This window comes from Rhodococcus sp. BP-332 (genome assembly GCF_019836065.1).
Lineage (GTDB): Bacteria > Actinomycetota > Actinomycetes > Mycobacteriales > Mycobacteriaceae > Rhodococcoides.
Window position 1 is genome coordinate 170,712 of record NZ_JABUEC010000003.1, and the last position, 21,520, is coordinate 192,231.

Below are 21,520 nucleotides of genomic sequence, written 5' to 3' on the forward strand. Positions count from 1 at the left end.
ACGGGTCCACTGGCAGGGTTGCCGTATTCGATTCGGCGAATAGCGTGACTCAGGAGTGGCGGTCGGCGGCGTAGTTCGTCCATTGGCCGCTGGCTCGGAGCGTGTGCTGCGCGACGGTGTGTGCGTTCAGGCCCAGCATCGCGGCGAGTGCGCTCGGTGGGAGCTCTCGGGTGAGGTGGGTGATGGCGGACAGTCTCAGGGCCTGCGGACTGATACCGATGCGACGCATCCGGTTACCGAGCGCCGTCGCCGTGAGTGGCATGTCAGCACGGTGACCGGGGAAGAGCCATGTCTGAGGTATTTGCTCCGCGGTTCCTGCGCGTCGTGGTCGGGGTAGTTGCAGGGCGATCTGGGCGAACGGATCCGGTAGCAGGAGCGTGTCGGCGCTGCCGAGCCGCAGTTCGACCCCGGCGTCGGTTTCGGTGACGTGGGCAGTGGTGAGCCCGGCGATACGAGTCAGTGGTTGGGCGAACAATGCGATCAGAGCGCCGGCGAGCCGGTCGGCGGGGTCCAGCGACTCGTCCTGGACGAGGCGTCGGCAGATCTGCCACCTCTCGTCGTCGCCGGTGGGGACTTCGGCTCGGCCTCGGTAGCTCGAGGGGAGGGTGAGTGTGCGGGGTAGGTGCCGGTTGCGTCGTGCCCACGTCAGGAAGGACCGTACCCGCCAGTGGGCGGCTCCGGGCGTGCTGAACCAGGTGTCGATGTCGTGTTGTGTGTATTCGCCGAGCTCTGTCGAGCGCTGCTGCAGCAGGTCGAGGAACAGTGCCGATTGTCGGATCTGTGAGCGAGCGTTCTGGGCGCCGACATGGCCTTCCCGTTTCTCGGTCGCCGCGCGCAATCTGGGTAGTACGGCCCACTGTGTCCACCTGGTCAGGAGTGCGCGGTGGTTCGGGGTCAGGCTGCTCAGTAGTTGGGGGAGTTGGGCTTCGAGGCGGCGCATGCTGCGGTCGAGGTCCGGGCCGAGGATGCCGGTGGCGACGAGGAGTGAGCGCAGGTGCTCGACCGACTTCGGGTGCGGGAGGGTGTCGAACGAGGTGTGTGTGAGGGCTGTGCTGCCGTCCTGGATGGAGAGCAGCAGGGGTGTGGTGCGGATCAGCCACCGGCGGGTGGTGACGGGTTCGGCGTGCAGGAGCGGCTGCCGCAGCGGTGCGAGGGGGCTGTCGGCATGAGGAGGGATGATCGCGTCGAGGCGGCGGGTCAGTGTGCACCGGTGACAGAGGGTGTCGCCTTCGGCGCTGGTGAGAGCTGATCCTGTTGCAGCGCAACAGGTGCAGGTGCGACGCGCCTTCTGGCGGCACCACCGGCAGGTGTCGTCGTCGTCCAACAGTTTGTCCGGCTTTGTGCAGCCGGCGCACGTGCCGCGGTGCTGCGTGGCTCGTTTTCTGCAGCGGTCGCACACCGTCATGCCGCGAACCTCGGCGGTGGTGCAGATGCGACAACGTCCTGCGATCACTGTCGCCGGATGTCGGCGCGTCGGGGTGTGCGGGTCTTGGCGCGGGTGGTCGCGGCAGCGGTGTCGGGGCGGTGTGTCGATGTTCCGGTCGCGGTCCCTGTGGCGGGTTCGGCGATCGGTTCGATCAGGTCGTTGGGTGTGCAGGTGAGGATGTCGCACAGTGCCATCAGGGTGCGCAGGCTCAGACGTTCGGGTGTCCCGGTGACCAGGCGATACACCTGTGCTTCGGAGAGTGTGATTCCTCGTTCGGCGAGGAGAGGTCCGAGTCCGGTGGTCGCGAAGATGCCCTGGTCGGCCAGGAGGCGGCGCAGGTGCCACTGGTAGTTCAGCTGCGGTTGCGGCATCAGTTCTCCTCGTCGGTGCTCGCGGTGGTAAACGCCCGACTCAGTGCTCGTCGGAGGGCGTTGTTCTTGTAGTCGGTGCCGACGCTGGTGTAGATCGCGGTGGTCGATCCCCAGGAGTGTCCGAGTTGTTGTTGGACGAAGAGGTGATCGAAGCCGTCCTCGAGCAGATGTGTCGCATACGAGTGGCGCAGACAGTGCGGGCCGAGGTGCTTCTCGAGCCCGACGGCGTTGCGGTACTCGGCGAACCGTTGGGAGATCGACACCGCTCCCACCCGCGCGCTGCGCTCGGTGGGCCAGAGGGCGAGTTGGTCGGAGTCGTAGAGGGGCCGGATCTCGGTGACCCACTCGTCGACGGCCTCGGCGGCCCATTCCATGGTGGTCAGGACAGTGCGGCGCCGTGGTGGTCCGCCGGAGAGGGCTTTGCCGTGGCGCACCGACAGCGCCCCGTAGCGGCCGAACTCGGTGGCCGCCGGGTTCGCGGTCCAGTCGACGGTGTCGAGCATCGAGGCTTCTCGCCGGCGCAGGCCCCAGGCATAGATCACCTTGAACAGCGTTGCGTCGCGATAGCTCGCCAGCCATCCCTTACGGCCGGAGGCGCCGACCCGGTTCACCCGGGTGTCGCAGTAGTCGAAGAACGCCTGCAACTCGTCGCGGGTGAGCGGGCGATTCCCTGGCCGCCCTTCGTAGTCGCTGCGGTGCACGACCATGTTCCACTCGTGGAAAATCTGCACCGGGTGCACCCCGAAGTGCCGCTCACAGACCTCGTGCCACCGGTAACGGGTGTCGGAGATGTAGCTGCAGAACAGCGATGCCGCCATCTGATACAACCGCACCGTCGAATGCGCGGCCCCCGACTCCACCAGATGCGTCGTCCACTCCTCGACGTCCGCCGATGACCACTGCCACGGGTAGTCGTTGGTGAAGATCACCAACCGGCGCACGATCTGTGTCCGACGCTCGATGGTCAGATTCGCGAGCATCCGCGAGCGCTGCTGTTGCTCCCACCCTTCGATCATCGCCGCCAGCACGGTTTCCTCGGGCGCGAGCAGCGACAGGCCGTCTCGCAACAGGTGATCTGCCGACCCCTCGGCGCGAGAAGCGCCGGACCCGACGGTGTCCATGGCCGACATCGCATGAACGTATCATGCATCCAATGCAAGGCGCTTGGATGACGTCGATGTATTTGTGGTGATCAACGACTCCGTCGGTCAGGAAGTAGTGACAGCGTCACCGTCACCGTCGACGACCGCGCTTTCGGTTCGAATAGTGTTCGTGGAGAACGTGATCAGGTTGCCGTCGCCGTCGACGGTCGCGAACTCCGTCGTTCCCCAGTCCGTCGCGACGGGGTGGCCGGCGTCTGCTGGGTGCAGGACGCCCGCGCGCGAGAGTTCGTCGTACAGTTCCGTGATCTCGTCGACGGTGATGCGGCAGCTGGCCGTTCCGGCGAGGAAGGTCTCCGCTCCGCTGCACACCGGCCACGGCGCAGGGTCGGTGCGGGTGGTCCAGCTGTCGTCGTCGGAGGCCCACAGGTGGATCTCGACGTCGTCTCGAGTGAGCTTGGCGAAGGTGGGATCGGAGTACTGCGCCGTGAAGCCGAAGGCGCGGGTGTAGACGGCGATCGCGGTCTCGATGTGCCGTACCGGCAGCGCGGGGACCGCTCTGGACATAGCCATGGGCAACACTAACGCCGGCGAACGCCACGAGGGAGTGAACGCTGCCGTGCCTTCGGGGAGTGCGTGCGGGTCGAGGTGCGCTGGTCGCCGCGCGGGCGCTACCGCTCAGTGTTCGACCGGGGCGGCGGGACGCGACCCTTCGCTGCGTTCATCGTTGCAGCGCTTCGTCTTTCGATTGCAGCGACGCGGCGAGTTGGTCGACGGTCGGCAGACCCGCCAGGCCGCGGTCGGTCGAGTAGACGCGGCAGGCGAGTTCGGTCAGTTGCACGGCATCGTCGAAGGCATCGACGCCGTCGATGAGGATGGTCGGTGAGCCGGCGAAGGCCGACGCCGCTGCCTCGGCGTCGGAGGAGATCAGCCGGTGACCGATCTCGATGTCTGACTGTTCGATCAGGCTGGCTGCAGCGCGAACCCGGTCCGCAGCTTCCTGCCAGTTCGGGCACCCGTCGAAGTACAAGATTTCCACCTTCATACGAGCGAGTCTGCCCTCGAATCGGTTGGCGTGCCGGTGCGGCCACAACGGGCGTCGGTTCATGGTGAGATCGTGTCGGCTGCAACGGGCGGGGCGGCGATCGTGCATCTGATGCTATTCCGCATCCTTCGACCACACCATCGTCGTGATTCAGAACGGATGTCCGGCCGGATCGAGGAGAACAGCCCACCGAGAATCGACCTGCGGTTCGGACTGTCGCGCACCACAGGTTTCTGCGTACCGCACCGCACCGGCCAGATCGTTGCCCGCGTCGATGTCCAGATGCACCACGGCGGTTCCGGGCCACTCGGGCGGTGTGTACTCCTCGACCTTCTGTGCCACCAGGACGAGCCCCTCATCGGTGCGCATCCCGGACGCCTGGTCGTCGCGCCAGAGTCGACGACCACCGAGAAGGGCCAGATAGAACCGAACGAGTTCTTCGGGATCCGCACAATCCAGAGAGATGCCCGCGGTGCGTAACGGCCCGCTCGTCGTCGGGTTAGGTGCCTCACCGCGCGCTCGCTCCACGACATATCGCCGTTCGATGCCCGCCGTCCGTCTGCCCCACTCACTCGACGAGACTCGCTCCTGATGTCGCGCGAAGGCGTCGTCGTCGGTGAAGTACTCGTCCACCAGCCACACGAGGGGATCACCGCTCTGGTGGACGTCGAAGGACACGCAGCCGAGTTCGGCGCGGGTCAGCTCGACATGACGGGGCAGGCATTCCGACACGACGGCCAGCTCGGCATCGTCCCGACAGACCAGCTGACCGCTGAGGTGGACGTGCTGGCTCATGCGTGGCTCCTCGTCGACGTGCCGATGAAGGGTGTACGACGACCATCCTCTCCTGCGGGCGCTGAAATCCCGGTGTTCGCGCACCCATCCTGGCGAGCCGCACGCGTGTTGCTCGGCGTGGTTGCGTGCGAGGGACGAAAAACAGTGCGGGAACCCAGCCCGCGGGTCACCGGGCGGCGCGTTCCACGGGCTCGAACCCCTACAGTCGATAGGTGCTCGAACCCCGCGGCCACCTCGACCCGCCACCGCGACGCATCCTGATCGGGGCGCCGGCGGGTGCCGGGAAGACCACGCTGGCGCGAGAGATCGAGAAACGCACGGGTCTGCCGCACACCGAGATCGATGCGCTCTTCCACGGACCGGGGTGGACTGTGCGACCGCGCTTTCACGCAGAAGTCGACGCGTTCACGGGCCGTGAGCGGTGGGTGACCGAATGGCAGTACACGACGCAACTGGGCCTGCTGCTGACGTCGCGCGCCGACACCCTGGTGTGGCTCGACCTACCCGTTCACGTGCACATGGTGCGGCTCATCCGTCGTACGCTCCATCGCCGCCGGCATCGAGTCCCGTTGTGGAACGGCAACATCGAGCCGCCGCTGCGGACGATCCTCACCGACCCCGAGCACATCGTCCGGTGGGGCTGGAAAGGCAGGAAGAAGATGCGCGGGCGCGTGGCCGACGCATCGAGTGCGCACCCGCATCTTCGAGTCGTCCGGTTGCGATCGAGCCGCGAGGCGATGCTCTGGGTGCAGGGTCTGCCGAAAGCGCAGCTCTGATCCGTCGGCACCGAGCGACTCACCCGCACCGCCCGGACCTTCCCGCATCCATCGTCGCGTTCCGCACGCGTGTTGCTCTGCGAGGTCGCGTGCGGGAACCGAGGAAGGGTGCGGGAGAACATGGTCCACCGGCGTCACGGCAGTGTGTGCCCCGCCGCGCGGAAGAGGCGGTACCACTGCTCCCGGCTCAGAACCACGTCCGAGCCGGCGGCAGCTTCCCGCACGCGGCCGGGATTGGTGGTTCCGAGCACCACCTGAATGTTCGCCGGGTGCCGGGTGATCCACGCGGTGGCGATCGCGGTGGGCGTGGTGCCGAATTCGGAGGCGAGCTCGCGGAGCGCATCGTCCAGTTCGGGGTAGTTCTCGCGATCCCCGAGGAAGACGCCGTCCGACGTTCCCTTCTGGAACGGCGACCACGCCTGCAAAGTGATGCCGTTCAGTCGTGCGTGATCGAGCACCCCGTTGTCGCGATTCGTCGACTGCTCGAGCCCCGCGATGTTCGCCGCGAGACCGGCAGCCACGAGCGGCGCGTGCGTGATGCTCAGCTGGACCTGGTTCACGATCAGGGGCTGTCGCACCTCGGTCTTCAGCACCTCGATCTGTCCGGGAGTGTGGTTCGAGACGCCGAAATGTCGTACCTTGCCCGCCGCGTGCAGCGTGTCGAAGGCGGCTGCGACCTCGGCGGGCTCCACGAGGGTGTCCGGCCGATGCAACAGCAGGATGTCGAGGTGGTCGGTGCGCAAGGCGGTCAGCGATTCGTCGACGGTGGACAGGATGTGCTCCGCCGAGAAATCGTAGAACCCTTCCCGGATGCCCACCTTGCTCTGGATGACGACATCGTCTCGATCGGACGCGAACGTCACCGCGTCGCCGAACCTGCGCTCGCAGGCGTGCCGCTCGCTGCCGTAGATGTCCGCGTGGTCGAAGATCGGCACTCCCGCGTCGCGTGCGGTTCCGACGAGGGTTCTGATCTCCTCGTCGCTCAGCGTCTCGATGCGCATGAGGCCGAGGACGATGCTGGACGCTCGGAGGTCGGTACCCGGGAAAGCGTGAGTCTTCATCTGCACTTGAGTACCCGTCGGGAACCGGGCGGCGCAACCGCACGGTCGGAAGCCGCCGACCGACTGCGGTGTGCGTCCGTCTGACTCGCATCGTCGTGACCGCTGCGGAGCCGGTGAACAGCCTGCGTAACGATCGCACATCGATGTAGCGCATGGGGCTGATGCGGCTGATGTGGCTGATGTGACTTTGGCACACTGCAGCCGGTGACATCAGAGCGACGTAGGCGACTGTCCGGAATACCGATGGTGCTTCTCGCTGTGGCGAGTCTGCTCGTCGCCGCCCCTGCGAGTAGTGGCGCCGCTCCGTCGGAGTGGGCGTACACGATGGTCGCGTTCAGCAATGCCAGCGACCGTGACCTCGACGTCTACCGATCGTCGGACGGGACCACCTTCACGCCGGAGCGCACGTCCGCGTTCAGGCCGCCGTCGGGACTGATGCGGGACCCCAGCATCTCCCGCCACACCGACGGGTCCTATCGCTTGACCTACACCACGGCCGACGGTGCGAACATCGGCTTCGCTCGCAGCCCGAACCGGGTCGACTGGACGTTCACGGGCACGCAAGCGGTTCCGTTCTGCTGCGCGTTCATGCCCGGCACCGGAGACGGCAAGGGCCCTCGCATTCCGTTCTTCTCCGAGTCGGCGGGCTTCGCGGACGGTCCGTCCCTGTCGCCGTTCGTCACCAAGGCCTGGGCTCCGGAATGGTTCGTCGACGGTGACCGAGTGCATGTCATCCTGTCCCTGTCGACGGGCGGCGGCTTCGTGCCCTACCTGATGACGGCACTCGATGACTCCCTGAGTTCGTGGAGCATCCCGGTTCCACTCGACGGTATCGGGGCCGACCACATCGACACGACGATCGTCAAGGTCGGGTCCACTTACCACGCGTTCACGAAGAACGAGACGAAGAAGGTCATCGAGCACGCAGTCGCGCCGACCGTGCTCGGGCCGTACCGCTTCGTCGCCCCCGGTCCGTGGGGTTCCATGGTCGAGGGTCCGGCCGTCGTCCAGCTGCCGAACGACGTATGGCGCATCTACCTCGATGCCTACATCGACGGGAAGTACCTGTACTCCGACAGCACGGACGGTCTCGCCACCTGGTCGCCGGTACAGGAGCTGCCCGGCGTGTCCGGAACCGCTCGGCACTTCGGTGTGATGCGAGAGCCGGCGTGATCCCGAGTGCTCGTCGCTGACAGAGCGGGACGAGTCGACTCGCGGGACTCACCGAGCTGCTGCCTCCCGAACACCTGATCCGGCTACGACGACGCCGTGCGCGGGAATTGATCCTCGGCCGTCAGCGATTGCCGTTCCCATTCCCGGAGTTCCCGTTCCCGTTGCCCGAGTTGCCGTTGCCCGAGTTGCCGTTGCCCGAGTTGCCGTTCCCGGAGTTGCCGTTGCCCGAGTTGCCGTTACCGCTGTTGCCGTTGCCCGAGTTGCCGTTCCCGGAATTGCCGTTGCCCGAGTTGCCGTTGCCCGAGTTGCCGTTGTCGGGTGACGCGGGTTGCGGAACGATGGGGGCGGGTTGCGGGGCAACAGGTGCGGGAGCGACCGTCGTCGTCGTCTCGACGACCGGTGGCGTGACCTCCGGGACAGTCTCGGGTACCGGGACAGGAGTGGCCGTCGGCTGCGACGTCGTCTCGACCACCACCACGGACGTGGTCGGCAGGGGCGGCTCCGTCGTCGGTTCATCGTCCGACCCCGCTCCGCGGATCGCGAGCACCGTGACGAGCGCCGCGCAGATTCCCAGCACGGCGAGTACCCACGGCACGGCGGATCGTCGACCGGACACGGCTGCGGCCGGCGTCGCCACCGGGGTCGCGAGGACAGCGGTGTCCGTGTCCTCGGTGAGGGTCTGCAGCCGGCGAGCCACGTCGGCGGCGGCCGGGCGCGCGGTCGGCGTCCGGGAAGTCATATCGGTCAGTAGTGACACCCATGTCGGTCCGAGCTCGACGGGGATCACCGGGTCGCGGTGCAGTCGGGCTATCGCGGCGGCGATCGCGCTGCCCTCGAACACCATTCGTCCCGTCAGGCACTCGGTCAGGACCAGACCCAGCGAGTAGACGTCGGAGGCCGGCCCCGTCGGCTCGCCCGTCGCCTGCTCCGGGCTGAGGTAGTGCGCCGTCCCGACGGCGGTGCCGTGCTCGGTCATCGGATCGGAGTCCACGATGCGGGCGATGCCGAAGTCGGCGAGCTTCGCCCGGAGGCCGGAATCGTCGTCGTCAGTGATCAGAATGTTGGCGGGCTTGACGTCACGGTGGACGATGTTCACCGTGTGGATGTGGGCCAGTGCCTCTGCCACCTGGTGCCCGATCTGCCGGACCACCTCCGGGGGCAGTGCGCCGCCTGCGCGGAACGAGGTCAGCGTGGTGCCGTCCACGAACTCCATCACCAGATACGGGCCGTCGTAGCCGACGATGTCGGACTCGGCGCCGGCGTCGTGCAGCGTGACCAGACCCGGGTGGGTCAGCGAGGCGAGGGTGCGCATCTCGGAATCGATGCGTCTGTGGTCGCTCGGTGTGTGGTCGTCGCTGCGGAACAACTTCACCGCCACGGCCCTGCCCAGCGTTCGATCGGTCGCCCGGAACACGTCGGACACACCGCCACGACCGAGCACGGGTCCCAGGGCGTACCGACCGGCGACGAGGCGCGGTGTGCCCGCCTGCGGGGATGTCACCTGCTCAGCCATTCCCCTCGCCTTTCCGCTGGTCGACCGTGCGGACCGATCCTAGGACGAGCGTGCCATTGATTCCGCGTAGCCGCGATGTCCGGTCGGAATGGACCTCGAGGCAGACTGAGTAGCCGGGCGGGGGCGTCGGCGGCACGGTGGACAGGAAAGGACACGAGGTGAGCTCATCCCCTGTCCTTCCCGGTCCCATCGACACCGCGTACCAGCCCATCGTCGACCTCCGCAGCCGATCGATCGTCGGATACGAGGCGCTCACCAGGCCCGCAGTCGGCACTGTGTGGGAGTCGCCCGAAGCACTGTTCCGCGAGGCCGAACGTCGGGGTGTCACGGCCGAGTTCGACTGGCTCTGTCGGGTGTCTGCCGTGCACGGCGCCGTGACGGCGGGACTCCCCGCTGAGCTGGCGCTGTTCGTCAACTCGGAACCCGCCGCCCTGGACGCCCCGCCGCCGGACTTCGCGCGCGCCGCGCTGGCGGACGCGGCAGACCACTCCATCGTCGTGGAGATCACCGAGCGTGACCTGATGGCGGATCCGGCGGGGATCCTGCGCGCGGTCGCTCACGCCCGCGACCTCGGGTGGCGTATCGCCGTCGACGACGTGGGGGCGGATTCGTCGAGCCTCGCGCTGCTGGCGTTGCTGCGCCCGGACGTCGTCAAGCTCGAGATGCGATTGATCCAGCAGCCGCCGACGCCGACGACGATCGCGCTCCTGGCCGCGGTGTCGGCGGAGACTGCGAGAACGGGATCCGTCGTCGTCGCCGAGGGAATCGAGAACGCAGCTCACGAGGCCCGCGCACTCGATCTCGGTGCAACGTGGGGGCAAGGCTGGTATTTCGGTGTGCCCGGCCCTCTGCCGCGTTTCGACGCCGCGCCGCGACGACCGCATCCCGGTCTCGCCGGCCCCGCCGTGACGGTGCGTGCCCCGGTGGCCGTGACACCGTTCGGCCTCACCCACGACCGCGGTACCGCGACGCGGGCCACGCGGGCCGCGCTCGTCGACGTGGAGGAGGACCTGCTCCGTCGTGCGCTCGAGTGTGGGCCGACGTCGCTCGTGCTCGCGACGGTTCCGGAGCCGGACACGATGGCCGAGTCTGTGCGCCGGTTGCTCGATCGGCTGTCCGAACGCAGTGCTCTGACCGTGCTGTTCACCGCGGGGGATCCACACTCACTGGCCGGTCGTCACCGTGTCGTCGTGATCGGACCGGGCGAGCCGCTGGCGCGAGAACACTCGGTCGTGGTGGTGGACCCGTCGTTCACCGCGGCACTGACGGCGGTGCCGTGCGACGGGGGCGGTGCGCCGTGCGTGGAGTATCGGCTGACCCACGACCGCGATCAGGTGCTCGACGCCGCGACACTGTTGCTGCACCGGGTGTCCCCGCGCTGAGCGCGGTCGTCACATCTGCACGCCGGCGATTTTCTCCACGCCGCCCCGGCCGTCGAAGGCGAGTTGGCGGAACGCGATCTTCTCGATGAAGAAGCGGTCGTGGCTCACCACCACGACGGCTCCGGGGAACGCCATCAGCGCCCGCTCGAGGATCTGAGCGCTGGGCAGGTCGAGGTGGTTGGTCGGCTCGTCCAGCACGATGACGCCGGCTCCGAACAGGAGACACTGCGCCAAGGCGACGCGTGCTCGTTGACCTCCGGACAGTGTTCCGATGCGCTGCTTCTGTTCGGCCTCGCAGAACTGCAGCAGAGCGAGGAAGCGCGCCACGTCCTTCCGGGTCGCTGTCAGCGCGAGGCTGTCCGGCATCGCGTTGACCGCGTGCGTCACGGTGTCCTCCAGGTCGAGGTTCGCGAGCACGGTGTTGTAGTGAATGAACGAGGGAGCCTTGACCTTCCACCTCACCGTCCCGGAGTCGGCGGGTGTGAGACCGGTCAGGACGTCGAGCAGCGTGGACTTTCCGCAGCCGTTGGGGCCGGTGATCGCGATGCGGTCGCCCCGGTGGATCTCGAAGGAGAGGTTCGCGAACAGTGGATCGCCGCCGTGCCCCTTGGTGACGCCGTCGACGACGCAGAGGTCGTCGTGCACGTGCAGTCCGCCGTAGATCGACGTGATGATCTGATCGACCGGGCGAGGGGTCTTGCTCTTCTTGATCGACGCCAGCCGCCGCTTCAGCACGCCGCTCGGATTCTTCGCGGCTTCCTTCCGGTCGGTGATCGCGTCCTGCTCGTAGGCGAGGAGTTGCTGCTCGGTGCTGAACTCCTTCTCGAGGTTCTTCAAGCGGAACTGCTTCTGCTGCACGTATTCCGAGTAACTGCCGTCGTAGGTGTGCAACCGGTTGTTCTCGATCTCGACGATGGTGGTCACCACCTGCTCGAGGAAGCGGCGATCGTGGGAGACGAGGAGCAGAGCACCGCGGAAGTCACGGAGCCACCGCTCGAGCCACGTGATCCCGGCGACGTCGAGGAAATTGGTGGGCTCGTCCAGAAGGAGGACGTCGGGCGATTCCAGCACGATGCGTCCCAGCGCGGCTCGGTTGCGCCATCCACCGGACAGCTTGTCCACCGGCAGTTCTCGACGCTCGGCGTCGAAACCGAGCATCGACAGGGCGGTGTCGATCTGCTGGTGGTACGTCCATCCACCGCCGACCTCCATCTGCTCGAGCAACTCGGCCTGCCGGTCGACGAGGCGGTACATCTCCTTCTCGTCGATGTCGCCTCCCAGCGCCGTCTCGACCTCGGCCAGTTCGGTCTCCACCGCCCTGATGTCCCCGAAGAGCGACTCCAGCTCGGCGGTGATGCTGCGATCGCCGTCGAGCTCGGAGAACTGGGAGAAGTAGCCGATTCGAGCGCCCTCGGTGACGTCCACCGTGCCGGAGTCGGGCGCCACACGCCCCAGAAGCAGCTGCAGGAGAGTGGTCTTGCCCGATCCGTTGCGGCCGGTCAGGCCCACCCGGTCACCGTCGGAGAGTCGGAAGAACACGTCGCGGAGAACGACTCTCTGCTCGTACCCGGCGTTGACGTCGTTCATGCGAATCCAGCTCATCGCGACGACGCTACCGGCAGACACCGTCGGTCAGGTGCCGGCAAGGGTCGCGAGGAATCGTGCGCGGAACGGTCCGCCCGCCCGCGTGACGAGACTCGCACACACCGCCGCGGTAGTCCGTACCCCGTGTGGGGTACACCCCTCCGGTGACGAGACGAGTGACGTTCAAGCGATCCGTCGCGCAGGCGATGGCCTTGTTCGCGGTGCTGGGCCTGTTCTGGGCGCTCGTCGGTGCGCGCCTCGATCAGGATCATCCGTTGCGCACCATGGTCGTGGTCGGCTGCAGTGTGATCGGCGCCGGGTGGTTGCTGCTCGCCGTGGTCGTCGTCGTCCGTCTCCGGCGTCTCCGCGCGAGTCGTGACGCCGTGAGTGAGCGCTGACGAAAGGACGTTTCATGAACGCCACCGCACCCACCGTCGCGGTCACCGGATCGACCGGCGCACTCGGCGGCGCCGTCGCCGCGTCGCTCGCCGCTGCGGGCGCGTCGCAGCGTCTGCTGGTGCGGAACGCCGGTCGCGCGCCGTCACACCCGGGTGCCGACGTCGCGCAGTGTTCCTACTCGGACGCGACCGCCGCGGTGCAGGCACTCGCCGGGATCGAGGTCCTGTTCATGGTCTCGGCCTCCGAGAGCGCCGATCGTGTCGACCAGCAGAGGACGTTTGTCGACTCGGCGGTCGCCGCCGGCGTGCGCCACATCGTCTACACGTCGTTCGTCGGCGCCGCGCCGGACGCCGTCTTCACCCTGGCCCGAGATCACCACGCCACGGAGAGTCACATCCGGTCCACGGGTATCGGGTTCACGTTCCTCCGGGACAACTTCTACCTCGACGTCATGGAGCACTTCGTGGGGGAGGACGGTGTTCTGCGCGGACCGGCGGGGGAGGGGCGTGCCGCGCTCGTCGCCCGCGTCGACGTAGCGCGCACCGCTGCGGCGGTGCTGAGCGACCCTGCCCGTCACATCGGCCGGACCTACGATCTGACCGGGCCCGAGGCGCTGTCGATGACGGAGGTGGCCGCCACACTGTCCGACGTCCGGGGAGTCGACGTGCGGTTTCACGACGAGACGGTGGCGGAGGCCTACGAGTCGAGGGCACGGTGGGCGGCACCCGCCTGGCAGAACGACGCGTGGGTGTCGACCTACACGGCCATCGCCTCGGGAGCTCTCGCCGACGTCTCGGGTGACGTGGAGGAGATCACCGGACGCCGACCGCTCTCGTTCCGGGAGTTTCTCACCGTCGGCTGAGCACGAGCACGGTCGGTATAGTGCACTGCATAGAACGAGAGGATCCCATGCCCAGGCAGAGCACCGCCCGTACCGACATGTTGCGCAGCGCGGCGCTGCTGTTCCGGGAGAAGGGTGTCGAGGCCACCTCGGTGGCCGACGTCATCGAGCATGCCCATGCGCCGCGCGGGTCGATCTACCACCACTTTCCCGGAGGGCGCCCGCAGCTCGTCGAGGAAGCGACACGGGGCGCGGGTGACTTCATGGGATCGATGATCTCGGCGGGTCTCGCGTCGCGGGGACCCGAGCACACCATGGCCTCCATCGTCGGGTCGTTCCGTGACCAACTCGTCGCGACGGATCACGTCGCGGGGTGTCCCGTCGGTGCGGCGGCCGTCGAGGGGCCCAACACCCCGGGTGCCCGCGACGCGGCAGGTGCGGCCTTCACGTCGTGGGAGAAGATCATCGCGGACTCTCTGTGCGAGCGCGGTGTCGCTCGTGACGACGCGGAACGCGGTGCGACCCTTGCCCTGTCGGCCATCGAGGGCGCCCTCCTCATGTGCAAGGCGCAACGGAGCACGCGGCCGCTCGACGTCGTCGAGGAGTGGCTCGTCGGCATGATGGCCGACCTGCTGGGCACCGCCTCTCGGTGAACTGCGCCGCACGGCGCGGAGCCTTGTTAGTGTCGGTCGAATGTTCGTCCCGTTCAGTGTCACCGACTTCCTCGACCGCGCCGCCGCCGTGTACGGAGACCGGGTCGGGTTCGTCGACGAGCCCGATCAGCCCGCTCCGAGCCTCGGATCGCCGACCTATGCCGAGATGGCGGACCTCGCCCGGCGGCAGGCCGCGAAACTCGACGATCTGGGTATCGAGCGTGGCGATCGAGTGGCGATCGTCAGCCACAACGCGGGCCGTCTGCTCACGTCGTTCTACGGAATCAGTGGCTGGGGCCGCGTCATCGTTCCCGTCAATTTTAGACTCCGGCCGGACGAGGTGCGGTACATCATCGAGGACTCCGGTGCGCGCGTGCTCTACATCGATCCGGAGCTGAAGGACTCGCTCGGCGACGTCGAGTGCGAACACGTCGTCGTTCTCGGTGACGACCAGAATCTGTACGCTCCGCCGGGATCCACTCCGGCACCGTGGGATCCGGACGAGAACGCAACCGCTGCCATCAATTACACGTCGGGGACCACGGCTCGCCCCAAGGGTGTCCAGATCACGCACCGCAACATCTGGGTCAACGCGGTCACCTTCGGCATGCACGTCGGCGTCAGCGATCGCGACGTCTACCTCCACACCCTGCCCATGTTCCACGCGAACGGCTGGGGACAGCCGTTCGCGATGACGGGAGTCGGTGCGCAGCACATCGTCCTGCGCAAGGTCGACGGCGCCGAGATCCTGCGCCGCGTGCGCGATCACGGCGTGACGGTGATGTGTGCGGCCCCCGCCGTCGCGGCAGCCGTGCTCGATGCCGCGCAGTCGTGGGAGGGCGAGATCCCCGGCCGGGATCGGGTGCGCATCATCATGGCCGGTGCGCCGCCACCGACGAAGACCGTTGCGCGCGTGGAGCGTGAACTGGGGTGGGAGTTCATCCAGATCTACGGGCTCACCGAGACGTCCCCTCTGCTGACCGTCAACCGCACTCGCCAGGAGTGGGACGATCTGGAACCCGAGGAGCGTGCCGCGAAGCTCACTCGGGCCGGCGCCCCCGCACTGGGTGTCCGACTCGACGTCGACCCGACCGGCGAGGTGTTGGCGCGATCCAACGTCGTCATGGAGGGCTACTGGGGGCGGCCCGAGGAGAGCGCCAGTACGCTGGACGGCGGCTGGTTCCACACCGGTGACGGCGGCCTCATCGGCGACGACGGCTATCTCACCATCGCCGACCGCAAGAAGGACGTGATCATCACCGGCGGCGAGAACGTCTCGTCCATCGAGGTCGAGGACTGCCTCTTCTCCCATCCCTCGGTGAGCGAGGTCGCCGTCATCGGGGTGCCGAGCGAGAAGTGGGGCGAGACGATCAAGGCCTTGGTGGTGCTCGCGCCGGACGTGGACGCCGGCCCGGAGACGGAGGTCGACCTCATCGCGTGGTGCAAGCAGCGACTGGCCGGGTACAAGGCGCCGACCACCGTGGAGTTCCGGGACGAGCTGGCGCGCACGGCCACCGGCAAGCTGCAGAAGTTCAAGTTACGCACGCCCTACTGGGACGGGATGGACCGCGAGGTCAACTGACTCGCCGGAGCCGATCTCTCAGGGAGGCTGTTTACACTCGGGGACTCGACCACTCTCCGACTCTCCGACGGGATCTCACCGATGACGATGTCCTCGCTGTCCGACGACGACGTCGACGTGGACCGTCCGTCTCGCGGAACCCCGGCGCGCGTGCTGCCGTGGGTCCTGCTGATCGGCGGGGTCGTCGGATTCGCGGCCGCCTGTGTGCTGACCTACGAGAAGATACGACTGACGGCGGACCCGTCGTACGCGCCGACGTGCAACCTCAACGCCGTGGTCAACTGCGGCTCGGTCATGGCATCACGCCAGGCGGCCGTCCTCGGATTCCCCAACTCCTTCATGGGGGTGGGCGGCTTCGCCATCGTCGCCATGGTGGGCGTCGCCCTGCTGATGCGCACGCGTCTCGATCGGTGGTTCTGGGCAGGGCTGCAGGTGGGGGTCACCGCGGCCGTCGCCTTCGTGCACTGGCTCATCGTGCAGAGCCTGTACGAGATCGGTGCGCTCTGCCCGTACTGCATGGTGGTGTGGGCCGTCACGGTGCCCGTCTTCTGGTACGTGACGGTGGTGAACGTGTCGGCTCTGGCGGGACCGGGCCGGACGAGAGACCTGCTGACGCGGTACCACGCCGTCCCCCTCGTCCTCTGGTATCTCGTGCTGGCAGGACTCGTCGTGCAGAGGTTCGTGCTCGGCTGACCGGGGTCGGTGCGCTACTCTGCGCGCAGTGATCTCTTCATGATGTCCTGACCAGGCCCTGTGGCTCCGACCGAGCGCACTCCGTGCGTTCGGTGGTGACTGCGTGCGCCGGTGTCGGCGGAACCTTCCGAGGGCTCCGCCGCCTCCGGCCCCTGTCACTTCTCTCCGGAGTACCTCATGAACGAGCCGTTCTCGGCCCCTGTCCCGCATCCGTCCACACTGCGCGCCGACTGCGCGCGGTGCACCGGCCTGTGCTGCACCGCCCTCGGCTTCTCGCGATCGGTGGAGTTCGCGACCGACAAACCACCGGGCGTCCCGTGTGCCCATCTGGACACGACGTTCCGGTGTTCGATCCACTCCGCTCTGGCTCGACGCGGGTACCGCGGTTGCGTGTCCTTCGATTGTTTCGGAGCCGGCCAACGCGTCAGCACGACGATGTTCCCTGCCACGTCGTGGCGCGACGGTGACGCGACCGCGCGCACCGTCTTCTCGGCCTTCGAGGTCGTGATGGACCTGCACGAGATGCTGTGGCATCTGACGCGGGTGCGCACGCGTGCCCACGACAGCGACCTGACCGACGAGGTCGATCTGCTGTGCGCGGAGATCTCTGCCGCCGTCGACGCTGGCGCCACCTCGGTTCTCGCGGTGGACGTGACGTTCGTTCGAGGGCGCGTAAGGCAGGTGCTCGACACCGTGAGCGCCGAGGTGCGCGCGGCCTACTTCGCGGACGGGGCGGCGACGGACGCACGGCTCGTCCCGCGAGCGGACCTGGCGGGCGCGGACCTGCGTGACGTGTGGCTCGTCGGTGCCGACCTGCGCGGGGCGTCATTGGTGGGGGCGGATCTGCGCCGTTCCGACCTCACCGGATGCGACCTTCTCGGGGTCGATCTGCGCGGCGCGGACGTCCGGGGTGCGGACCTGCGTGACGCGCTGTTTCTCACCCGGACGCAACTGGCGTCCGCGAGCGGGGACCGGAACACCCGAGTTCCGGTCGACCTGGAGGTTCCGCCCGGGTGGTGACCGGTCGGACTGTGCGTCAGGTGGGGCGCGCGCCGGTCATCTCGGCCGGCGCGACGTCCGTCACCGACGACACGAATTCGCGGGCGATGTCCCGCAGTCGGCGGTTGGTGCGCTGCGACTCGGTCGAGAGCACCTCGAACGCCGCGGCGTCGTCGATGCCGCGCAGGGCCATGAGGATGCCCTTGGCCTGCTCGATGGGTGCGCGGTGGGCCATGGCATCGCGGAGGCCGTCGACGGTGGTCGAGAGGTCGCGGTGCTGGTCGTCGCGCTCCAGCGCGTCCGAGACGGCGCCGACCAGCGTGCTGAGAACCTGACGGTCCAGGTCGTCGAACGAGTGCGGGGTGTGGGCGAAGAGGGTGAGCGAACCGATGGTGCGGTCACCCACCCGCACCGGGGTGCACATCATCGCGGCGATCCCCGCGGCGCGCGCAGTGGTGCCGAATTCCGGCCACCGGGCGTCTCCCGCCTCGCAGTCGACCAGCACCGTCTCGCCCTCGCGAGCGGCGTGCAGGCACGGACCGCTGTCCGCGTCGTACTGCTCGAGGTCGATGGCGGAGACGGTGGCCGACGACGTCGCGGCCGCGAAGGGTGCGCCGTTCAGCTCGACGGTGACTCCGCACATGTCCGTGTCGGGGATGCACGCGCAGGCGGCGTCGACCAGCCGGTGCATCAACTCCGCAGCATGGTCGTCGTCGGTGCCCGCCGCGCTCAACGAGCGGACGGCGTTACCGATCACGACCGCGAGCGGCAAGGAGTCAGAGGAGTTCACGGCACCATTGCACCACGACGGGGCGACAACCTTCCGGCAACGACCAGGTCACCCCCGGTCGGCCGCAGGCGTACGGATGAAGAACGAGGCGCCCACTGCCAGCAGGGACACGGCACCGCCGCACAGGAACGCGGTGTGGATCCCCGACTGCTGCGCCGCCACGTCGCCCACGCCACCGGCCAGTCGGGAGGCCGCAGCGGTGGACATCACGGTCACGAACAGCGCGGTGCCGGCCGCTCCCGCCAACTGCTGCACGGTGTTGAAGATCGCGCTGCCGTGCGAGTACAACTGCGGCGGAACCGAACCCAGTGAGGAGGTCATCAGCGGAGTCATGATCAGAGCGAGTCCGACGCTGAGCAGCGAGTGGATCGCGACGACCACGGGGAGGGCGGTGTCGGCCGTGAGGATCGTCATCGACCACAGTGCGGCGCTGACGACGACGGCGCCCGGGACCACCAGTGGGCGGGGGCCGACCCGGTCGAAGACCCGTCCGACGACGGGAGCGAGACCGCCCATGATCAGACCGCCGGGAAGGAGCATCAGGCCCGTGGTCAACGTGTCCAGCCCGCGGACGTTCTGCAGATACATCGGCAGCAGGATGAGGGCACCGAACAGCGCCATCATGCTGATGGAGAGCATGCCCAGGCCGATGCTGAACGTGGGGGTGCGCAGCGGACGCAGGTCGAGCAGGGCCCGGCCCGAGTCCTGACGAGCGATCTGCCGGAGGACGAACACGACCAGTGCGACGACGCCGACACCCAACGGGATCCACACGGGGACCGCGGTGCCCTCGGCGGCGTGACCCAGGCTGCCGAGTCCGTACACGATGCCGCCGAACGCCAGCGCGGACAGCACCACCGAGACGGCGTCGAACGGGGCCACCGTGCTCGCCGCGGTGGCGTTCTCCACCAGGCGGGATCCGATCGCGAAGGCCAGCAACGCGATCGGGAGCACGAGCCAGAACATCCACCGCCAGTCGAGTGCGCTGAGGATGACACCCGAGATGGTCGGCCCCACGGCCGGAGCCACGGCGATGACGATGGAGATGACGCCCATCATGCGGCCGCGCCGATCGGCGGGAACCAGTCGCAGCACGGTCGTCATCAGCAGGGGAAGCATGATCGCCGTGCCGCCTGCCTGGACGACTCGACCGGTGAGCAGCAGCGGGAAGCCGGGCGCCGACGCGGCGAGAACGGTGCCCACGGAGAACAGCGACATCGCCGCGAAGAAGACCTGGCGGAGAGTGAAGCGCTGGAAGAGGAAGCCCGTGGTCGGGATGACGATGGCCATGGTCAGGAGGAAGCCGGTGGTGAGCCACTGCGCGGTGCCGGCGTCGATGGCGAGATCGACCATCAGGGTGGGCAGCGCGACGCTCATGATCGTCTCGTTGAGGATCATGACGAATGCCGACACCACGAGCACCGCGATCAACAGCCGACTGCTCCGTGGCAGAGGCCCGTCCGTGACGCGCGGCGCGTCCACCTCTGTCTGCTGAACCTGCATCGTCGTGGGGCCTCTCTGTCGTTCGGTGTGGTAACAGTGTCTTCCTGCATGACAGTCACTGTCAAACTGGTTGTTGATGTAGGGTAACGGCCATTCGGAGAGGAGTGATGTCGTGAGTGGAGACGGCTCGACCGAGGTGGCGGCGACACCGGTGCCCGATCTGCGGGAACGTCGGCGTCGCGACATGTGTTCCGAGATCTCACTGGCGGCGCTGGAACTCTTCGAGCGTCAGGGATTCGCGTCCACCACCGTCGGCGACATCGCTCGCGACGCGGGCATCTCGCAGAGCACGTACTTCCGTCACTTCCCCACGAAGGAGCAGTCCGTCGTCGGCTTCGACGCCGGGCTCGAGCGAGAGATCCTGGCGTGGGTGACCGAGGCCGACCTCGCGTGTGTCGGTCTGGCCGGCATCGAGGACATCGTGGAGCGGTTCCTCCGGCGCATGAGTGCGGCGAACACGGCGTCGTCCGACCGCGTGATGCGCATCCGTCGGCTGATCGTGTCGGATGCGCACCTACGGTCCGCGGCGATCGCCCTCGACGAAGTGGTCATCGCTCGCCTGGCCGACGCGCTGGCGGCGCGAGTTCCGCGATCGCCCTCCCGCCTGACCGCCGAGACGGCGATCATGACCGTCCGGGTCGCGTTCGACTCGTGGGCGGCGCGCGTGGACGACGGGGATCAGGACGCCGACCTGGCGGAGATCTATCGCGTCGCGTGCCGTGATCTGCGGACCGTCGTGACCGGTGCCGCCCCGGACGTCACGACGTAGCCCTCGGTGCGCCGGTGGTCGACCGTGACACCAGGCTGGGCGTCAGCACGATGCTCGGCGCACTGTCGTCGACGGTGAGGGTGAGTGCGGCGTCCACCGCCGCGTCGGCCAGGCTCTCGGCGTCCTGGGACACCGTGGTGAGTGCGACGTGGTCCAGTCCGGCGACGCGCGAGTCGTCGTACCCGATCACCGACATGTCCCGCGGCACGGCGAGTCCGCGAGCGACCAGTGCAGCGAGAACGCCTGTGGCGCACCGGTCGTTGAAGGCGATCACGGCGGTGGGAGGGTGCTCGGTGTCGAGGAGTCCCTCGACTGCTCGCGCTCCGTCGTCCTCCGTGAGGCCGCCCCGCACCACCTCGGCTCGGGCGTCGTCGATGTGGGACAGGGCGTCCAGGAAACCGGCGGATCGGTCCTCGCTGCCCGGTGCGCCGTCGCCGTCGACGAAGGCGATGCGACGATGGCCGAGCTCCTCGAGATGCCGTACCGCCAGCGTGATGCCGGCGACGTCGTCGCTGCGCACCGTCACCGTGTCCGGGGTGTCGACACGGCGAGCGACGACGACGGTGGGAACGGTGCGGGCGAGCGCGGCCAGCTCGTCCTCCGGCAGTCGGCTGCCGAGGAGGATCGTTGCCTCGCAGCGATCGTGACGGAGGGAGTCGATGGCCGCTGTCTCACCTCTGCTGGGTGCGACGGCGCTGAGAGCCACCTCGTAGCCCCGTCGAGCCGCGGCGGAATAGACGTGTTCGACCAGATCCCCGTGGAACGGTTGTTGCAGCTCGAAGACGACCCCGAGAAGCCGGGAGTGCGACTGCCGCAGACTGCTCGCCCGTCGATCGCGGACGTATCCCAGTTCGTCGGCGATCTCGCGTACCCGTGCGCGGGTCGCGTCGCTGGCACCGGGGGAGTCGCGGAAGACGATGGACACCAGGGCGGTGGAGACTCCCGCCGCCCGTGCCACGTCGGTCATCGTGACGGGACGCTCGGTTCGTCTCCTGATGGTCACGCACCGATCGTACGGGGGTGTTGACGCCGGCGTCTAGTACGTTCTAGCCTCTGCGAACAGGC

The 21,520-nt window shown here is 67.9% G+C and carries 22 protein-coding genes; 10 read left to right on the top strand and 12 right to left on the bottom strand.

From position 1 onward, the window contains the following. Positions 1 to 49 precede the first annotated feature (49 nt). From HQ314_RS11990 to HQ314_RS21370, 6 genes are all read right to left on the bottom strand, one after another. Positions 50 to 1,324 carry a hypothetical protein gene (locus HQ314_RS11990; RefSeq protein WP_222650176.1) on the bottom strand — a complete coding sequence of 425 codons (1,275 nt, stop codon included), beginning with the start codon at positions 1,322 to 1,324 and terminating at the stop codon, positions 50 to 52. Positions 1,325 to 1,449: 125 nt separating this feature from the next. Then, complete coding sequence (locus HQ314_RS11995) at positions 1,450 to 1,797, bottom strand: helix-turn-helix transcriptional regulator (protein ID WP_222650177.1); 348 nt, start codon at positions 1,795 to 1,797, stop codon at positions 1,450 to 1,452. Next, entirely contained in the window at positions 1,797 to 2,927 is a 1,131-nt protein-coding gene (locus tag HQ314_RS12000; RefSeq protein WP_261781636.1) for a tyrosine-type recombinase/integrase, read from the bottom strand. The genes HQ314_RS11995 and HQ314_RS12000 overlap by 1 nt, the downstream gene beginning before the upstream one ends. 78 nt (positions 2,928 to 3,005) lie before the next feature. Next, positions 3,006 to 3,470 (bottom strand): VOC family protein, encoded by a 465-nt coding sequence (locus HQ314_RS12005; RefSeq protein WP_094689020.1) that lies wholly within the window; start codon positions 3,468 to 3,470, stop codon positions 3,006 to 3,008. 148 nt (positions 3,471 to 3,618) lie between these two features. Beyond that, positions 3,619 to 3,936, bottom strand: a complete 318-nt coding sequence (locus HQ314_RS12010; RefSeq protein ID WP_308119424.1) for an alkylmercury lyase — start codon at positions 3,934 to 3,936, stop codon at positions 3,619 to 3,621. 156 nt (positions 3,937 to 4,092) lie between these two features. Beyond that, positions 4,093 to 4,737 (bottom strand): VOC family protein, encoded by a 645-nt coding sequence (locus HQ314_RS21370; RefSeq protein ID WP_261781637.1) that lies wholly within the window; start codon positions 4,735 to 4,737, stop codon positions 4,093 to 4,095. A gap of 212 nt (positions 4,738 to 4,949) precedes the next feature. Between HQ314_RS21370 and HQ314_RS12025 the strand changes: the two genes are divergently transcribed. Continuing rightward, positions 4,950 to 5,513, top strand: a complete 564-nt coding sequence (locus HQ314_RS12025; protein ID WP_222650179.1) for an AAA family ATPase — start codon at positions 4,950 to 4,952, stop codon at positions 5,511 to 5,513. A 134-nt stretch (positions 5,514 to 5,647) separates the two neighbouring features. On the opposite strand, the gene HQ314_RS12030 is transcribed toward HQ314_RS12025, so the two are convergent. Continuing rightward, positions 5,648 to 6,574, bottom strand: a complete 927-nt coding sequence (locus HQ314_RS12030; protein ID WP_222650180.1) for an aldo/keto reductase family oxidoreductase — start codon at positions 6,572 to 6,574, stop codon at positions 5,648 to 5,650. 243 nt (positions 6,575 to 6,817) lie between these two features. On the opposite strand from HQ314_RS12030, the gene HQ314_RS12035 reads away from it, so the two are divergent. Then, positions 6,818 to 7,747, top strand: a complete 930-nt coding sequence (locus tag HQ314_RS12035) for an arabinofuranosidase (RefSeq protein WP_222650181.1) — start codon at positions 6,818 to 6,820, stop codon at positions 7,745 to 7,747. 121 nt (positions 7,748 to 7,868) lie between these two features. On the opposite strand, the gene HQ314_RS12040 is transcribed toward HQ314_RS12035, so the two are convergent. Then, the gene (locus HQ314_RS12040; RefSeq protein ID WP_308119370.1) at positions 7,869 to 9,248 is read right to left on the bottom strand and encodes a serine/threonine-protein kinase; all 1,380 of its coding nucleotides are present in this window, start codon (positions 9,246 to 9,248) and stop codon (positions 7,869 to 7,871) included. A gap of 170 nt (positions 9,249 to 9,418) precedes the next feature. Between HQ314_RS12040 and HQ314_RS12045 the strand changes: the two genes are divergently transcribed. Then, complete coding sequence (locus HQ314_RS12045; RefSeq protein ID WP_222650183.1) at positions 9,419 to 10,642, top strand: EAL domain-containing protein; 1,224 nt, start codon at positions 9,419 to 9,421, stop codon at positions 10,640 to 10,642. Between the two features lie 9 nt (positions 10,643 to 10,651). Here HQ314_RS12045 and HQ314_RS12050 read toward each other — a convergent pair whose 3' ends face one another. After that, positions 10,652 to 12,244, bottom strand: coding sequence for an ABC-F family ATP-binding cassette domain-containing protein (locus HQ314_RS12050; protein WP_261781638.1), 1,593 nt, complete (start codon positions 12,242 to 12,244; stop codon positions 10,652 to 10,654). Between the two features lie 146 nt (positions 12,245 to 12,390). On the opposite strand from HQ314_RS12050, the gene HQ314_RS12055 reads away from it, so the two are divergent. From HQ314_RS12055 to HQ314_RS12080, 6 genes are all read left to right on the top strand, one after another. Further along, positions 12,391 to 12,624: a hypothetical protein gene (locus HQ314_RS12055; protein WP_222650184.1), complete on the top strand. Its 234-nt coding sequence runs from the start codon at positions 12,391 to 12,393 to the stop codon at positions 12,622 to 12,624. 14 nt (positions 12,625 to 12,638) lie between these two features. Beyond that, the gene (locus tag HQ314_RS12060; RefSeq protein WP_222650185.1) at positions 12,639 to 13,487 is read left to right on the top strand and encodes an SDR family oxidoreductase; all 849 of its coding nucleotides are present in this window, start codon (positions 12,639 to 12,641) and stop codon (positions 13,485 to 13,487) included. 47 nt (positions 13,488 to 13,534) lie between these two features. Continuing rightward, on the top strand, positions 13,535 to 14,119 hold the full coding sequence (locus tag HQ314_RS12065; RefSeq protein ID WP_027504042.1) for a TetR/AcrR family transcriptional regulator: 585 nt from the start codon (positions 13,535 to 13,537) through the stop codon (positions 14,117 to 14,119). A 40-nt stretch (positions 14,120 to 14,159) separates the two neighbouring features. After that, positions 14,160 to 15,701 (top strand): AMP-binding protein, encoded by a 1,542-nt coding sequence (locus HQ314_RS12070; RefSeq protein WP_222650186.1) that lies wholly within the window; start codon positions 14,160 to 14,162, stop codon positions 15,699 to 15,701. An 81-nt stretch (positions 15,702 to 15,782) separates the two neighbouring features. After that, positions 15,783 to 16,394: a vitamin K epoxide reductase family protein gene (locus HQ314_RS12075; RefSeq protein ID WP_082544607.1), complete on the top strand. Its 612-nt coding sequence runs from the start codon at positions 15,783 to 15,785 to the stop codon at positions 16,392 to 16,394. Positions 16,395 to 16,571: 177 nt separating this feature from the next. Continuing rightward, a complete protein-coding gene (locus HQ314_RS12080) occupies positions 16,572 to 17,414 on the top strand; it encodes a pentapeptide repeat-containing protein (RefSeq protein ID WP_261781639.1) in 843 nt (280 codons plus the stop codon). A gap of 16 nt (positions 17,415 to 17,430) precedes the next feature. Here the strand turns inward: HQ314_RS12080 and HQ314_RS12085 are convergent, their stop codons facing one another. Further along, entirely contained in the window at positions 17,431 to 18,183 is a 753-nt protein-coding gene (locus HQ314_RS12085; RefSeq protein ID WP_222650187.1) for a GAF and ANTAR domain-containing protein, read from the bottom strand. Between the two features lie 48 nt (positions 18,184 to 18,231). Further along, a complete protein-coding gene (locus HQ314_RS12090; RefSeq protein ID WP_051612949.1) occupies positions 18,232 to 19,686 on the bottom strand; it encodes an MDR family MFS transporter in 1,455 nt (484 codons plus the stop codon). Positions 19,687 to 19,798: 112 nt separating this feature from the next. On the opposite strand from HQ314_RS12090, the gene HQ314_RS12095 reads away from it, so the two are divergent. Further along, a complete protein-coding gene (locus tag HQ314_RS12095; protein WP_308119372.1) occupies positions 19,799 to 20,455 on the top strand; it encodes a helix-turn-helix domain-containing protein in 657 nt (218 codons plus the stop codon). Here HQ314_RS12095 and HQ314_RS12100 read toward each other — a convergent pair. Then, the gene (locus HQ314_RS12100) at positions 20,445 to 21,422 is read right to left on the bottom strand and encodes a LacI family DNA-binding transcriptional regulator (RefSeq protein ID WP_056447165.1); all 978 of its coding nucleotides are present in this window, start codon (positions 21,420 to 21,422) and stop codon (positions 20,445 to 20,447) included. The genes HQ314_RS12095 and HQ314_RS12100 overlap by 11 nt on opposite strands. Between the last annotated feature and the right edge of the window lie 98 nt (positions 21,423 to 21,520).